At 55.3% G+C, this 15,901-nt stretch carries 15 protein-coding genes; 1 reads left to right on the top strand and 14 read right to left on the bottom strand.

The features are described 5' to 3' along the window. Positions 1–98: 98 nt before the first annotated feature. The 8 genes from ACOQPU_RS24795 to ACOQPU_RS24830 form a co-directional block, all read right to left on the bottom strand. Positions 99–1,793, bottom strand: coding sequence for a DUF2207 family protein (locus ACOQPU_RS24795; RefSeq protein WP_420642511.1), 1,695 nt, complete (start codon positions 1,791–1,793; stop codon positions 99–101). Positions 1,794–1,882: 89 nt separating this feature from the next. Continuing rightward, complete coding sequence (locus tag ACOQPU_RS24800) at positions 1,883–2,110, bottom strand: type II toxin-antitoxin system MqsA family antitoxin (protein ID WP_420642512.1); 228 nt, start codon at positions 2,108–2,110, stop codon at positions 1,883–1,885. Positions 2,111–2,287: 177 nt separating this feature from the next. After that, positions 2,288–2,908 (bottom strand): 2-phospho-L-lactate guanylyltransferase, encoded by a 621-nt coding sequence (gene cofC, locus ACOQPU_RS24805; RefSeq protein ID WP_420642513.1) that lies wholly within the window; start codon positions 2,906–2,908, stop codon positions 2,288–2,290. Then, the gene (locus ACOQPU_RS24810; protein ID WP_420642514.1) at positions 2,908–3,879 is read right to left on the bottom strand and encodes an ABC transporter substrate-binding protein; all 972 of its coding nucleotides are present in this window, start codon (positions 3,877–3,879) and stop codon (positions 2,908–2,910) included. The genes cofC and ACOQPU_RS24810 overlap by 1 nt, the downstream gene beginning before the upstream one ends. A gap of 103 nt (positions 3,880–3,982) precedes the next feature. Next, complete coding sequence (locus ACOQPU_RS24815) at positions 3,983–4,777, bottom strand: ABC transporter permease (protein WP_420642515.1); 795 nt, start codon at positions 4,775–4,777, stop codon at positions 3,983–3,985. Beyond that, entirely contained in the window at positions 4,770–5,528 is a 759-nt protein-coding gene (locus tag ACOQPU_RS24820) for an ABC transporter ATP-binding protein (RefSeq protein ID WP_420642516.1), read from the bottom strand. The genes ACOQPU_RS24815 and ACOQPU_RS24820 overlap by 8 nt, the downstream gene beginning before the upstream one ends. Continuing rightward, on the bottom strand, positions 5,525–6,691 hold the full coding sequence (locus tag ACOQPU_RS24825) for a pyridoxamine 5'-phosphate oxidase family protein (RefSeq protein WP_420642517.1): 1,167 nt from the start codon (positions 6,689–6,691) through the stop codon (positions 5,525–5,527). The genes ACOQPU_RS24820 and ACOQPU_RS24825 overlap by 4 nt, the downstream gene beginning before the upstream one ends. A gap of 216 nt (positions 6,692–6,907) precedes the next feature. After that, complete coding sequence (locus ACOQPU_RS24830) at positions 6,908–7,213, bottom strand: hypothetical protein (RefSeq protein WP_420642518.1); 306 nt, start codon at positions 7,211–7,213, stop codon at positions 6,908–6,910. Between the two features lie 332 nt (positions 7,214–7,545). On the opposite strand from ACOQPU_RS24830, the gene ACOQPU_RS24835 reads away from it, so the two are divergent. Next, positions 7,546–9,810, top strand: coding sequence for a tetratricopeptide repeat protein (locus ACOQPU_RS24835; RefSeq protein ID WP_420642519.1), 2,265 nt, complete (start codon positions 7,546–7,548; stop codon positions 9,808–9,810). 68 nt (positions 9,811–9,878) lie between these two features. Here ACOQPU_RS24835 and ACOQPU_RS24840 read toward each other — a convergent pair whose 3' ends face one another. The 6 genes from ACOQPU_RS24840 to ACOQPU_RS24865 form a co-directional block, all read right to left on the bottom strand. Continuing rightward, positions 9,879–10,496 carry a nitroreductase family protein gene (locus ACOQPU_RS24840; protein ID WP_420642520.1) on the bottom strand — a complete coding sequence of 206 codons (618 nt, stop codon included), beginning with the start codon at positions 10,494–10,496 and terminating at the stop codon, positions 9,879–9,881. A 65-nt stretch (positions 10,497–10,561) separates the two neighbouring features. Then, positions 10,562–11,209: a nitroreductase family protein gene (locus ACOQPU_RS24845; RefSeq protein WP_420642521.1), complete on the bottom strand. Its 648-nt coding sequence runs from the start codon at positions 11,207–11,209 to the stop codon at positions 10,562–10,564. Positions 11,210–11,315: 106 nt separating this feature from the next. Beyond that, on the bottom strand, positions 11,316–12,917 hold the full coding sequence (locus ACOQPU_RS24850) for a class I adenylate-forming enzyme family protein (RefSeq protein ID WP_420642522.1): 1,602 nt from the start codon (positions 12,915–12,917) through the stop codon (positions 11,316–11,318). Positions 12,918–12,973: 56 nt separating this feature from the next. Next, on the bottom strand, positions 12,974–13,591 hold the full coding sequence (locus tag ACOQPU_RS24855; RefSeq protein WP_420642523.1) for a TetR/AcrR family transcriptional regulator: 618 nt from the start codon (positions 13,589–13,591) through the stop codon (positions 12,974–12,976). A gap of 110 nt (positions 13,592–13,701) precedes the next feature. Next, positions 13,702–14,097, bottom strand: a complete 396-nt coding sequence (locus tag ACOQPU_RS24860; RefSeq protein WP_420642524.1) for a cobalamin-dependent protein — start codon at positions 14,095–14,097, stop codon at positions 13,702–13,704. Positions 14,098–14,189: 92 nt separating this feature from the next. Next, entirely contained in the window at positions 14,190–15,794 is a 1,605-nt protein-coding gene (locus ACOQPU_RS24865) for a methylmalonyl-CoA mutase family protein (protein WP_420642525.1), read from the bottom strand. Positions 15,795–15,901 lie beyond the last annotated feature (107 nt).

Below are 15,901 nucleotides of genomic sequence, written 5' to 3' on the forward strand. Positions count from 1 at the left end.
AACAATTGGATGAAGAAATGAGAAGAAAAAAGAGGCGTCTTCGGAAGAAGATGCCTCTTCTAGGAGTTGAAAATATTAAGATGTAAAGCGTTATGTAGCTATCCAGCGCCGCTGGCACCGCCACCGGCCGCACCTGCTGCTCCGCCCGCGCCAGCAGCCGCGCCGCCAGAGGAGGATGAGCTGCCAGTCATAGCCACGAATGCGGCCATACTTTCGCTGCCAGAGCGGTTCACCGCCTGGAAGTAAGGCGGTACTTCTGTCCAGCCTTCTTTCTCGAAGAATTTGGCCCATTGGTGCAGCAGGCCGTAGCTAGCTGCATAAGGCAGAAACTGGTTGAATATATTGGTGCCGCCTACGGCCGCTTTTTTGTGCGTTACATCTTTTAAGTAATCGTGAAAGCCTTGCCATTCATCGGCCATCATTTTGGCCTCATCTGTCAAGATAGTCAGCGCATTGCCCATGGTCAGCCAAACCGCAAAGAGGATGAATAAACTCATGCCAATTGCGACTGGCCAGGCACCAAACTGATCTGCCAGGCCCATCGGTAAGCCAATCATGGCAGCCGTACCAATAATGAGAAAGATGATGCTGCCAGCCATCACCCAATTTCGGCGAGATTTACGCGCTGCGTCAATATATCCAGCCGCTTTTAGCTCTGCTTCCAGCGGTTCGGTAAACTTCTTCCACTGCTTGCCGCTAACCATGGTGCTGAGTTTAGACATTTTTACGGCCGTTTCCTGCCCTTTCTTCGTCTCAAACAGCAAATCCAGTAGACCTTGCTCATGCGGCCGTAAGCCGCTAGGTGACATTTTTTGCTGCACAATAACGAAATCCTGACCCTGATACCATTTTTTATCTTCGACTTCCTCGATGCTCAAAATGCCGCGGTCGGCCAGATCGAACAAGGTCGCTAAGGCATTGCTCCAGGCGGGCTTAGCCCCATGCCCGTTGAGCACCCCAGCAATGGCAGGGGGTAAATCATTCGGTGGTTCGTAGAGAACGGCCGTACTTTTGTGTGTCTTGGGTTGGTGGGTCCGGTAAACCCACCAAGCCCCCAATGAGCCAACTACCAAAATGAAGACCCCCGCACCAATCCACAGCGGCCCCAATGCGTTTTGCTCGGCGCGTCGCACTTGCCACGCAGGTGGGGCAGAAATCAGACTACCCTCGGCAAATTGCATGGCAAACACCATCGTCTCATCCGATTTGACGTTTTGGCGGCTAAATGTGACCATGTTGCCGCCGCGATCTACCTGAGCCTGACCGGTCGTTACCACTGGCGTTTCAAGCAAATTGGCAACCGTCGGATATGTGACGGTGACGGTACTGCTGTCGATTGTGTACTCAAACTCATCGGGCAGTGGCTGATAGCGGAGCAGATCAACGCCATCTTCCTGACGTACCACGCCAAGCATACGGTATTCCAACACAAAAGTGCGGCTTGTATTGACGGTCGGCTCTATGTGCCAGGTGATGCGAATGTCGTTGCCGTCTTCAATTTCAACTTGTCCTGCATTGGTGCCTGCGGGGTAGGTACGGCTGTCTACCGACGCCGACAAAATTTCAATCCCGTCTGTTTTGCTGGTTGGCAGCTCACGAAACACAAACGTAAATGGCTCGCCCACAAATGTGAAAACAACCGTCTCTGTCACCAGCAGCGAGCCATCGGATTGAACCACCACGTCCACGTCAAAACGGTCGGCACTGTACGATTTATCTTGTGCTAAAACAGCAGGCACGCCAAACAGCAGCGTGCCGAAGATTACCATCAAAGCTATCAACTTACGCCACATAGCCCGCTCCTTTCATGCCCAAATATGGGCTTATTATTAGAAAACCTACTATTTTCTACGAAATATGGGGGTGTTTGGTTGCAAGAAAATTATTCCAACTCAATTTCTTCTGGCGGCTCTTCATCTGCCAAACCGCCCGCGAAACTGGCCAGCATATCTTCAATTGCTTCTATCACGTCATCATCCAAAAAAGAGGAGTCGCACTGTTCGCAGACCCAAACGGGCACATCCTCTATCATTACTTCTTCGCCGTCGATTTCGGTTTTGTAGGTTGTCATTTCTTGCAGCATGACACCTTTGCACACAGAACATTGCATGGTTCAAATTTCCTTTGTTGATTTGTGTGTAAATCACAAAAAGTATTTTGATGAAAATTGGGTCGCGAAATTGTGATTTACTTGAGCAAACCAAAGAGAAACCGCCTTCGTTTTTCAAACTTCTTTCTGTGGTTTGCTTGATTAGAAGGTATCTCAATTTTGGGAAAATTCAACATTTCAGGTGGGAATCAAGCTGCGTTTTTTCGCGTAGAGAGCGAAATCCTGTTCGGTATCCAGATCGAACTGGAGGCTGGGCAATTGCGTGACGTGGCAGGCTAATCCCAACCGAGTTGCTTCCTGTTGATGGTAGTGAAAGCTGTTACGGCCGTAGCCAAACCGAAACCCCCAGCCCGTCGGCACAATCAACCCATTGGTGCCCTGCTGCTGCCGATCGCCGCATAAAATGAGGGTGGGCTGGGAAACGGCCGTTTCTGCCAAACCTACCAATTTCGCCAACTCTTCATCCGCCAAAAAAGGCAAATCGGAGGGCAACACTAAGCAATGGCTGGCTCCGTTTTGTGCCGCCAGCTTAACGCCGGTCGAGACCGCCCCATTGAGACCACTGCCCTGCGGTTCTGCCAGACAGCGGCAGCCAAACCGCATGGCCATTTCGGCCACGGTGGGGTCTTGTGTGACGACGGCCGTTTCCCCCAAAAGCGTCACTCGCGGCAGCAATCCGAGCGTGCGCTCCAGCAGATGCAGGGTCAATTCCGCTCTTTCCGCTAGAGACAGCACAGCACTTAACCGAGATTTGGTTAGGTGCAGCGATTTGGCGGGGAGGATGGTCCAGAAGTTCATTACCTTTCTAAAAATTGCGTAGTAAAAGCGGCCGTTACGTCCACTTCCCCTGGCAACGAGTCATATGTTTGCAGCATGGTTGCCAGGGCTTGCCACTGTGCCTCCGTTTGCCAGCCAAAGCCACCGGGTGAGCTAGCATCCACCAATTCGCTTTCCAGCATGAAGCGCATATGGTCTGCATCTGCGTCTTCGCCAGCGTATTGCAGTACGATTTGCACCGCTTCATCGGGATTTGCTTGCGCGTACTCGATACCGCGTACAACCGCATTCATAAAGCCTTGCAGCATTTCCGGGTCGGATTCGATTAGGACTTCGGTGGTGACATAGGTTAGGCCAAGCGTGGGCACGCCAAAATCGGCCGCTTCCCACTGCACCAGATCAAAGCCCCAGCCGCGAATCAGGTTCGGTTCGTTGGACTTAAAGACGGGATACACATCCACCAGCCCCTCCGTCAGCGTCCGCGGATCGAAGCCCACATTTACCAGCTCTATGTCATTTTCCATCAGGTCGTTGGCGGCCAGCAGGGCAAACAAATCAGGCGGCGGCGTACCTTTGAAGCCGACGGTATGCCCTGCCCAATCTGCCGGGGAAGTGAGACCACTGTCTGCCAGAGCCACAAACGCCTGCTGCCCACGCTGCCCAATTAGCCCGATGGAAACGAGCGGCAAACCGGGGTCGGCGCGGCGTTGTAGCAAAACGGCCGCATCTTGCGTGGTCACCTGCACTTCGCCAGCCGCCAGCAGCTGCAGATGTTCGCCGCCCCCGGCCGAATGTTCAATGGTGACGGCCAGCCCCTCTTCGGCATAGAATCCTTTTTCTTGCGCCACGTAGGCACCTACGAAGGGCAAATTGGCCTGAGGGCGAAAGCCTGCCATAAACGTCATTTCACGCAGTGCTTCTTGCCCTCCGGCTTGGCAGCCTGTCAATAGAAGTATGATGAAAAATAAAACAGCTAGTTGGTTGCGTGGCAAGATTTCTTCTCCTAAATAAACGTCAAAATGCGAAACACATAGTTGCACAGAGAAGCGCGGAGGTTCACAGAGAGAACCAAAATCCGTGAAATCTGCGGCTAATTTATTCCCAAAAAAGGAACCGTTTTTCTAACCAGACGATGGTTTGGTAAACGGCCGTACTCAAGCCCGTCAAAATAAAGACAGCGGCAAACAGGGCTGGCATGTTCAAATTAGTGTAGGCCAGCCACATGGCGCGGCCCAGGCCGCTGGATGCGCCCATCCATTCCGCTACCACTGCGCCGATCAGCGAGAGCGGCCCCACCACTCGCAAGGCTGCAAACAGAAACGGCCGTGCCCCCGGCCATCTCGCCTGCAAGAAAATCTCCTGCGGCGTGGCGTTGAGCGAACGCAGCCAATCCAGCAAGGCGCCATCCACCGAGCGAAAACCAGTCAGCGCATTGATCAGAACGGGGAAAAAGGTGAGCAGTGCCGTTACAATCACTTTGGGTGCGGGGCCAAAGCCCAGCCAAATCGTCAAGATGGGGCCAATGGCGATGATGGGCGTGGACTTGATCAGAATGGCCAACGACATGACGCCTTGTTCCAACTGCTGCCAAAAGGTGATGAGGACGGCTAGGGCCAGACCAACGGCCGTTCCCAGAACCAACCCCGCCACCGCCTCCAGCAACGTGATCCCGCCCGCCACCAGCAAATCCCCCAGATGGGTGAACAGGTAGCTGAAAACGGCCGTTGGTGTAGGAAACAGATAGGCAGGCGTGTCGGTGAGGCGAACGGCCGTTTCCCACAGCAAAAGGGTGCCAATCAGCAAGCCCACGCCTGACCAGTTTCGTGAATGGCGACGGTTGGCGGCTGGCTGCGGTAGCCTCAATTCAGGGGTGATTTTTTCACTAGCCATGCACCCGCTCCTGCCGCAGCAGCGACCGCGCCTGCCGCAAAAGGTCTTGGAATTGTGCGCTGGTGTCGTTGCGGGGGCGGGGCAGTGGCACCGCGATTTCTCCCGCAATCGTGCCGGGCCGCGGCGTGAGCACCACCACCCGGTCAGACAAGCGAATCGCCTCATGCAAATTGTGCGTGATCCACAGGACCGTTGGCCGGAACTGCTGCCAAAGCTGTAGCAATTCCCCGGCCAATAGCTCCCGCGTCAGCTCATCCAGGGCAGCAAACGGCTCATCCATCAGCCAAACGGCCGCGCCGGTCGCCAAGGTGCGCACCAGTGCCGCCCGTTGCTGCATTCCGCCAGAAAGCGTCAGCGGATACGCAGTGGCAAACTCCGTTAGGCCGACCATTTTGAGCAACGCGTCCGGCTGTGGCAGCACTTCAGCATTCTGCTGCGGATTGATTTTTTGGGCAAGCTGCACGTTTTCCAGCACGGTGCGCCACGGCAGCAGGGCAGCTTGCTGGGCCATCCACCCAATCTGCTTGGCCGCACGTGCTACCCGAGGTGGCTGCCCATCGAGCCAGACCTCGCCCTGCGAGGGCGGTTGCAGCCCGGCAATCAGCCGCATCAGGGTGGATTTGCCGCAGCCGCTAACCCCGATCAGGCTTACAAATTCGCCCGGCTGAATGTGCAAATTGATATTTTGCAACGCGTGGGTGTCGTCGAAGCGGTGGCTCAAGCCGCCCACGCGAATATCCAATGAGTTCATGGGCGGCCTAGCCCTTGCTGCCCGCTGATGCGCTGCGGCGTAATTTGTACGGCCGTCCATCCCTCGGTTCGGCTTAATTCTGGCTGCTGGTCAGCCCCCTGGCCCAAGTAGCGGATGGCCAGCCTCTGCCGCAGCCCGGTCAGTCCACCGGGAACTTGGCTACCCTGCACTGTCTTTGCCGAGCCAACCACAAACGCCCGGCGCAGCGGCGGCCACGGCTCATCAATCGTCAGCGAGACGTGCCCGGTTTCGTCCACCACCTGCTTCCATTGCGCCCCCGGCGTGGCGGCGACCCAAAAGGAACGGCCGTCCCATTCATACCAAAGCGGCAAAACGTGGGGCGTACCGTCGGCGCGCACGCAGGCCAGCCGGGCGCGCCACGGCCCCCGCAAAAATTGCTCAATTTCGGTCTGGCTCAAGGCGCGGTTAGGGCCGATTTGCTCGTTAGTGGCCCAGCCGTAGGGCTGGTAAACAGTTGCCCCCAGTCGGAAAGAGATGCGCGCCGCCGCTTGCTGCACCAGCTTTTTAATCTCGGCAACGGCCGTTGGCTCACCACGAAAGATGGGAACACTCACCTGCACAGCGGCAATTGGCTGCACGCCGTCGGCGCAAATGGGGCAGGCAAGTTCGATGGTTTCGGCCGTTTCTTGTTTGGCGACCCCCTCATTGCGGAATTGGTTGAAGATAGCCGTTTGCTGGGTCACTTGGTTTGGCAAGCCTGCCAGCAGCAGCCGACCGCCGGGGCTGCTTTCGGCCGCGTCTCGCTGCCCTAGCCGGAACACGGCCCGGACCCGGTTAACGCCTTCATGCTGTGCTAACAAGACGGTTTCAGCTCGATCGAGCCAGAGGAGAACGGCCGTTTCTGCCAAATCAACCTGCGCCATTTCCGTGGTAAAGGCAGTGATGAGCGGCTCCAGCCCCAGCGACTGACGCGGCAGCAATGCCCACAGCGCCGGGCCAAGTTGGTACTTTCCTCGGTTGTGGCCCTTCTCGATGTAGCCACGTGCCTTCAGCGTGTTCAGCAGCGCAAACAACCCACTCCGCGATACATCATCCAGCTGCGCCAGCAGCTCCGTTGCGCTTAAACCATCCGGCACACCGCTCAACGCTTCCAGAATATTCAACGTTCGCTCGGCCGCTGGAACCTGTTTTGAATAATCCATAATCTGCATGTTGTAGGTGACAGGCACTTTCAAAGTGCCTGTCACCTTTTTTGTCTTAAGTCCAGTATAAAAGATTGACATTTATTATACCGGACACACTCAAACAACCAAAAAGCCCCGTGAAGGGGCTAAATGGTGTGATTATGGCACTCTTTGGCAATAATTTTAAGCGCAATTTTCGAGCTGTGGCTGGCGTCCCACCGTGCCACCCAAGGGTTAGTTGGCTGATAAAAGCACCGGTGCCAAAATGGTTGCGAAACTTTCCTGTGGCTGCGCTTCTGGCGAAACCGCACCGTAGCTTGGTTGGCTTACCTCATTGGCGCAAACGGGGCAGGTGTTGATGTTGGGGTTGTTGCCGAGACGCCAACCGCGAAAGTTGTCCCAGCCGAGTGCAGTAAGTTGCTCAATTGGTAGCTCCAACATGAAGCGTGTTGGCTGGGCATAGGGCTGACTGCCCCACCAGGCGGAACAGTGATCACATTGCCACAGTGCTTCATGATTTTGGTCTTGGTTATTGTTCATTTTTACCTCCAGGATTGCTAAATCGGTTCCGCTTTTTTCATTCAACTTGATATCCATTGTTCACTCCTATTTGGGAATATTTGCTTGTTTGCTAGCTGCGTTTGTGATTTGTTGCTCGCAGAATACAAAGGAACCGCCCCTTCAACGTCCCTAAAAGCGTTCCCGCGATTTTGTCTTTAGGATTGAGCGGCTTGGTGACCTCACTAGCCTGGAGGGTATGAGCCCTTTGAGATAGTTTGCGTTTTCGGGAAATTCTGGCTTGCGGGAAGGGTGGCTGTCCGTTTAGAATAGTTTGCAGATTTGCCCAGCCAAACGAAACATGGAGCAGGCCAGTGCCAGAAATTGACACGCAACAACTAACCCAGCTAAGAAATCAAATTGAGGAAAATTTCAGCGAGGAAGAACTGCGTGCTCTCTGTTTTGATTTGGGCGTTGATTTTGAGAACTTGGGCGGCCGAGGCAAAGCGGCCAACGTGCTGGAACTAATCAATTGGGCCAAACGAAACAACTGCGTTTCTGACTTAATGGCTCTGGTGAAGGAAGCCCGTCCTCATGTTCCCGACATTATCGCCTTACTGCCGCCACACCACATTCCCTACCGCCGCAATGAGCTGTTTACTGGGCGAGAGGCGTGGCAAACCAAACTGCACGATGCCCTCCACCAGGACGAACCCATTGCCGTGACCCAAGCTGTTGCTGGGCTGGGTGGCGTGGGCAAAACGCAACTGGCGTTGGCCTACTGCTACCGCCACCTCAATGATTACGACCTGATCCAGTGGCTGCGTGCCGATGACGCCGTGACGCTGGGCGGCGAGCTGGCCGAACTAGCCTATCGACTGGGGCTGGCCCGCCGCAGCGTGACCGACCAGCCAGCCCTGCACCAACTGGCCCTCAACTGGCTGCACACAACCGACAAACGCTGGCTGCTGGTGTACGACAATGCTGATGCTATCCAGCCCAACGACCTGCGGCCGTTTTTGCCCAAAATGGGGCGGGGTGCCTGCCTCATCACCAGCCGCAACCCCAACTGGGGTGGCCTGGCCCACACCCTAAACCTGACCCACTTTGACGATGCCGAAGCGGTGGCCTTTTTGCTGGGGCAGCCAGAAATGGCAAGCGAGGAGATGGAGGCGCACCCACAAGCTGAAGACGCCAAAAGTTTGGCTCATTTATTGGGCAACTTGCCGCTGGCCTTGGAACACGCCCGCGCCTACGTAGAAGAAACGGGCTGCACCCTGGCCGATTACGCAGGCTATTTTGCCAACGAGCGAGTGGAACTGTGGGGAGATGATTTGCCCGCCCCGGCCGACTACGACGAAAAGACAATCACCACCACCTGGGAACTGGCCTTTGCCCAGGTGCGGCAAACCCTCGGCGCGGCCGAACTGCTGAACCTTTGCTGCTTTTTAGCCCCGGACGACATTCCGTTGAATGTGTTGATGGCGGCTGTTGGGTCAGTTGATGAACCACCCTTGCCGCAAGAATTGGTGGCGTTGGCGGAGAGCAAGCTGAAGCTGGACAAAGCGATTGTCGCCCTGCGCCGCTACTCCTTGCTGACGCGGGATGGCGTCACGCTAACCCTGCACCGCCTGGTGCAAACGGTGGCTCGCGACCAAATGCCGCTTGAAATAAAACAGACCTATGTTGAAGTGGCAGTTTTGCTGTTGCAAAAAGCGTTTCCTTACTCGACGAACGACATGACAACTTGGGAGGGGGGTAGTATATTGCTTCCTCACGCTGCCGCGGCTACAGGCTTTGCCCTCAACCTGAAGGTAGCAAGTACGCTCACGGCAAGCCTATTGAACCACATGGGTCAATTTTTAGATGATCGTGGTCAATATACCGCTGCCGAAATCAATTATAAAGATGCTTTAGCCCTTTGTGAGGAAGTACTTGGCCCGGAACATATCTATACCGCTGTTTGTCTGAACAATATTGGTAATTTACTTCGGGCGGTAGGAAAATACGAGGTGGCCCGCCCGTATTTAGAGCGCGCTTTGAAAATCAGTGTGGAAGTGTTGGGACCAGACCATCCAACTGTAGCGATTCGACTCAACAATCTCGCTGCATTGTTTCAAACTGTTGGAGAATGGGAGGCTGCACGACCAATTTTGGAACGTGCATTATCGATCCTTGAAAAGAATCTCAGTGCTGACCACCCTTATTTGGCCGTACTTAACAACAATCTTGGACACTTACTACAGACAATGGGAGAATACGGGGCAGCACTTGTATATCTGGAACGCGCCTTAGCTATTTCGGAAAGGGTATTAGGACCTGACCATCCCCAAGTTGCCACAGCCAATACCAATTTGGGTCTGTTGCTGAAAACAATGGGAGATTACAAAGCGGCACGACTCTACTATGAACGTGCTTTGGCCATAGATGAAAAAACATTGGGGTCAGAGCACCCAAGTGTGGCCACGGATCTTAACAATTTGGGGCGGTTGTTGCTAGCGGTTGGAGAGTACCATATGGCACGGGAATATTTAGAGCGGACTGTTTCGATATTGGATGCTGCGCTCCCGAATCATCCCAACACAGCCGGGACCAAACATGTTTTAGCGGAGTTGCTGGCCAAAATGGAAGGCCAGTAGCCGTGGTTTCTTACCGCGCTGTGGCAATTGGCTGAACGCGCTAAGAAAGCGCGGCTACAGGAGTGGTTTCACCGATCTACAAATTGCACACGGCTAGGCCAGGGGGCGCGGGATTTCTCTTTTTCTTGGGCCGGCCAGCCCAGCGTCAGCATACCCTGTGGCTCCCAATCATCAGGCAACTTGAGCGTTTCTTGTACCAACTGCGGCACAAAAAGCGGGGCGCACAGCCAGCAGGCACCTAGCCCGGCGGCGTGGGCGGCCAGCCACATAGTTTGCGCCGCCATGGCTACACTTTGCACCGCCATTGTGCGCTCGGCTCGGCCGCGGCGGGGGTCAGGGTAGCTGTCCATATCGGCCAGGCTCAAGCACACCACAATGAGCACCGGCGCGCCGGTAATGCGGGCAAAAGAGCGAGCCACGTCCCGCTCAATTACGTCTGGCGGGTCGCCGTCGGCCGTGCGGTCGGCGCGGAGGCGTTGGCCCATGGCGCGGGCCAACTTCTTTTTGCTGGCGGCGGTTTCTAGCACTGCAAAGCGCCACGGCTGCCGGTTGTGGGCGGAGGGAGACCAGGTCGCAATTTCTAGCAGTTGGTTCAGCAGGTCTGGCGGCACGGGCTGGTCTGTGTAACGGCGAATGGCGCGACGGCCGCGCGCCAAATCAATGAAATCGTCTAAATTTTGGGTCATGTGGGGAGTATAGCGATGGCTTAGGTGACAGGCACCTCCGAACGTGCCTGTCACCTGTCATTGCGTTAGGAATACATCGGGGTGTCGAACGTTTCGCTGAAAACGACGTCGGTGAGAGGCATACGGGCTAGCTTCTTGGGGAACGGATTTTCTGGATAGCCCAACGTGATGTGGCAAGCCGTCGCGTACCCTTCGGGGATGTTGAGCAGCTCTTTCACCTGCGGCTCAACGGCGCAAAGCAGTGTGGTCACGGCCCCGCCCAAACCCTCGTTACGGGCGGCCAGCAGCAGGTTTTCTACGGCCGGATAAACGGAGCAGCCGTACACAATTGGGTCGCGCTCCAGCTCCAGGTCGGTGGGGTGAATATCTTCCATTTTGGCGCAGACCACGACGATGGCCGGGGGCTTGTGGAAGTTGTCAGCGAAGATGTCGGCATCGACCAAAATTTTGGGTACGCCCTTGTCTGAGCGAATTTTGATCTCCCCCATCCCAGCGGCGGCCAGATATTCTGCCCAGATGGGATAGTACCAGTCGCGTAGCTGCTTGCGGGTGGCCGGGTCCCGCACAACGACGTACCGGTTGGGCTGTCGGTTGCCCCCCTGGGGTGCCCAGCGAGCCGCGTCCATCACGCGCGCCAGCACATCATCCGGGATGGCGTCTTCTTTGTAGTAGCGGCAGGTGCCTGCGGTTTTGATGACGTCATAAAATTCCATTTTTTGCCTCCTTCGAGCTTAATGTTTTTCGGTTTTGGCCACAGAGGACTCAGAGATTTTTGAGATTTGTTTCTGCGGCTAAGCCGAATTGCTATGAATGTGCCAGCTATGTCTGGCTGTATTGACGGCGCAGTTCGCGCTTTAACAATTTACCTTGCGTATCGGTGGGAATGGATTCCACGATGTGGACGGCTTTGGGAACTTTGTAGCCCGCCATGTTGGCCTTGCAGTGGTCAATAATCTCTTGTGGGTCAATCGTTTCATGGCCGGGCTTGGGAATGACGAAGACGGTGACGGCTTCCAGCCATTTAGGATCGGGCAGGCCGACAACGGCCGTTTGATGCACCGCCGGATGTTGATAAAGTACCCGCTCAACCTCCTGCGACGAGACGTTCATCCCGCCTGTTTTAATCATGTCCTTCACCCGATCATAGAAGAACATATTGCCATCGGCGTCCAGCCGCACCATGTCCCCGGTGTACAGCCAGCCGTCGCGGATGGTATCGGCCGTTTTTGCCTCATCCTTATAGTAACCCAGCATCACCGAGGGAGAGCGGCAAAGCAGTTCGCCGATTTCGGCATCGTTTCCCATCGGGTCTACCACCCGAATTTCTAGCTGCGGCACCGGCTTGCCAATCCAGGTGGGATCGTTGTCCGGCACGTCATCTAGCGTGCTAAACCAGCCAATCGAGCCTAGCTGGGACAGCTCAGATTGGCCCCAGTAAGTGCCCCACACAATGCCTGGCGACGCTTTTTGCCAGGCATCGATCATCGCCTGCGGCACGGTGCCGCCATAGGTGATGCACCTCTCCAGGCAGCTTACGTCCGTTTCGTAGAAACCTTCCACCTGGGTCATGGCCAGGAAGAAAGTGGGCGTTTGGGCCATCAGCGTGACGCGCTCGTCGGCGATCATGTTTAGTGCGCTTTTGGCATCCAGCGTTTGCACCAAAATGAGCGTAGCCCCAACCAGCGTGAGGGTGGTCATGCTGCCCAGCCCGGCAATGGTGAAGAAGGGCATCAAAAAGAGCCAAATGTCGCTGGGCTTGATACCCAACGCAGCCATCCAGGCGGGCGCGGTGGAGATGAGGTAGTTGCGATGGGGAATCATGACGCCTTTGGGGAACGCTTCGGTGCCGCTGGTGTATTGCAGCATCGCTACGTCCCACTCCGTCACGTCAGAGTCTGGTTCATCGTCTGGCTGCGAATCAGCAACCAAATCGCTGAACAGGTGCCAGCCGTCCGGCGCGCTGCCTTCGCCCGTGGGGTTGCTCATCACGTAAGCCTGTACGCTGGGCAAATTTTGGGTAATTTCGGTGATGCGGTCTACAAAAATATCTTCGATGATGAGCACTTTCGGTTCGGCGTGGTTTACCTGGTAGGTGATTTCTTTTTCTTTGAAGGTGAAGTTGATGCCGGTGAGCATGGCGCCTAGCTTGAGGCTGGCATACCAGGCGGTGACGTAATCTGGGCTGTTGCGTGACATCATCGCCACGACGTCGCCACGACCCACGCCTTGCGCTTGCAGGGCATTAGCCAGTCGGTTGACGCGCTGGTTGAGCGAACCGTAGGTGTGTACTTCGCGGGTTCCGTTGGCGTAATAAAAAATTACGGCCGCTTTTTCCGGTTCGTGCTGGGCATGGCGGCGGAGTTGGTCGCCAATGGTGGCTCGGCCAACGATGCTTTGATGATGGGAAGTGAGTGGTGTCATACATCCTCCTTTTGAAAAATTAACGCAAAGGCGCGAAGGCGCAGAGAATTAGTCGTTCAATTCGCCGCGCGGAGCAGATTGTCTACGGCCATATCCGCATACATGTCGGCCACAGCCTCGATGGTTAGGTTGCCGCTGGGGTTGAACCAATCGTTGATGCCGTGAATCATGCCGATGAGGGCCAGACCAGCCAGGGTGCCATTTTGTGTGTGAAAAGTCCCTTCGTCAATGCCTGCCTGAATGAAGTTTCGCAAGATGTCTTGATAATGGCGCAAGTAGCCAATGACTTCATCTTGCTGCTTGATGGGCAATGCTTTCAGGTCGCGCAGCGTAGTCGAAATCCAGTAGCGTCGCTGCCAGCGGAAGATGATGTGCTGTCGTATAAATGCTTTGAGCCGCTCGGCTCGGCTGCCGTCTGTCTCTTCTAACGTGGGCAGAATGCGCTCGATAAAGGTTTGGGTCACGCCCAAGGCAATTTGGAAGAGCATGTCATCTTTGCCGTTGAAGTGGTGGTAAAGGGTAGCAGCACGCACGCCAACCGCGTCGGCGATGAGCCGCATACCCACATGCCCGTAGCCATTTTCGTAGAAGAGGCGGGAGGCTTCTTCCAAAATTTCTAAGGAGCGGGACGTTTCTTTGAAGCGGCTGTTTGGATTGTGAATGAGTTCTTCCATAAATTATTATTTGCCACATAGGGCACAGAGGTTTTTGAGAATTTAGGCGAGACTTCAAAAGTCTTAGCCACTTTTTGCTTTGGCTAAATTACTTTCAAGACTTTTGAAGTCTACATTGCACATTTGGTTAATCTTTCGGCGGCGGCGACGATTTCGTGTAGAGATGAGCCGGGTGGGTAGGTTTCGACGCCTTGCTCGTTGAGGCGGCGGCAATTTTTGGGTGAGATGGTGCCGCCAGCAAAGACGGGAATATCGAGTTCGGCCGTTTCTAGCTGTGCCAAAATTCGCTCTACCACTTCGATACGGCCGCCTACATTCAAGCCAATCAAATCCACATCTTCAGTAAGAGCAGCGTGGACGATTTCTTCCGCTTTGGCCATGCCGACAAGGATGATCTCAAAGCCCGCGTCGCGCAGGGCGCGGGCCACGACGTTGATGCCGCGCCAATGGCCGTCTAGGGCGGTTTTAGCGAGTAGGATTTTGATGGGTGCTGTTCTCTCGTCCATTTTATCCGCAGATTACGCAGGCTTGTGGTGAGCGAAGTCGAACCATTAGCGCAGATTTCTATTTGTAGCGGTCACCGATTACCGAATACTGATTACAGTTGAATGGGCGGATTCCAGTCGCCGAAGACGGTGCGGAACACGTCGCCGATTTCACCGAGGGTAACGTCTGCCGCTACGGCCGTCATCATTGGCGGCATCATATTGGCATCACCGCGACACGCTTGCTCCAATTCCCGCAGAGCTTGGCTGGCGGCTTTATTATCTCGGCTGTGTTTGATCGTTTCTAAGCGATTCATGGCGTTTTCCCAGACGCCTTCCACCGGTTCGTGCCCGTTGATTTCCAGCGGCTCGATGCTTTCTTGAGCCATGTTGACGCCGACGACCGATTTACGGCCGTCCCACAAAGCCATCTCTTGCTCAATCTGATTTTGGCTGGCGTGTTGGTGCAGCCAGCCGCTGTCTAGCGTGGCGATGAAGCCGCCCTCGTCCTGAATCTGATTGAAAAACTCCCAGGCGCGTTCTTCCAATTCGGCCGTCAGGTTTTCGATGAAGTAGGAACCACCAAGCGGATCGGCAACGGCCGTTACGTTTGTTTCGTGCTGCAAAATTTGCTGGACGCGTACCGACATTTGGTGGGCATGTTCTGATGGGATCGAAATCGCTTCGTCGTAGCCGGAAACGCCCAGTGACTGCACGCCACCCAGCACCGAGGCCAGCGCCATCAGCGTGCCGCGGGCGATGTTGTTCAGCGGCTGCTGGTAGGTCATGGCCGATCCGGCGGTAACCACGTGAATCCGCAACCGTAGAGCCCGCCTATCGGTAATGCCGTACCGTTCTGTGAGCAGTCGGTGCCACATTTTGCGGGCGGCGCGCAGCTTGCAAATATCTTCAAACAGATCCATCGAGACGCGGAAGTTAACGCCGCCGATGCCGTGTGCCAACTGTGCCAAATCCAGATTGCCCCGCGCCTGCACCATATCCAAATATTCCACCGCATTGGCAAACAGGGCCGCCAGTTCCTGATAAGCGTTTAGCCCGGTATCGGCGCCGTTGTAGGCGGCGATGGAGACGGGCACCCAGCGGGGCATGTGTTGGGCGCAATGCTCAATGATGTCACAGTTGAAGCGCAGTCCGGCGCGGGCAGGCACCTGCTGCTTGGTGATGCAGCCCAGGTAGGTGAGGAAGAAGTCGCTCTGGCCGGTGCCAGCCAGCTTTTTCAGGTTTAGTTTGCGTCGTTGGGCTACGGTCCAGTAGCAGGCCAAGGCAAAGGGCCCGTGCTGCACGACGGCGCCACCAGGATGGCAATAATATTGGTCAATGGGAATGCCGTCGAGGATGGTTTCGTAATCGCGCACGCCCAAAATGACCGCGCCAGACAGCCCCACATCTTCTTTGCGGGCGACCACTTCGGGATGATCAACGTTGTAGAGGTGATCGGCCGTATTGCGGTCGTGCTCCATGATGAAGCCAGTTTCGCCGTGATCCAGCAGGAATTTGATGCGCTCCCGTTCGTCTTCGGGGTTGCCGTAGCCGCTAAGTTGGAAGATGCGCCACGGTTTGGTGCGGTACATGCCGGGGTAGGCGCCGCGGGTGAAGGGTGGTTTGCCGGGAACGGCCGTATCCACCAAATCTTCTGGTAAGTCATCAGCTTTATAAATCGATTTTAGCGGAATGCCTGAACTTGTTTGTCTGGACATTTTGATCCAAAAGGTAGTTGTTGAGGAAGAAATCTGATACAGTCTAGAAGACCAAACGAACATTCGTTAGGTTTTTCTGAAATAAAAGATAACCGACAGTTTGCCAA

Source organism: Candidatus Leptofilum sp., assembly GCF_965223285.1.
GTDB lineage: Bacteria > Chloroflexota > Anaerolineae > Promineifilales > Promineifilaceae > Leptofilum.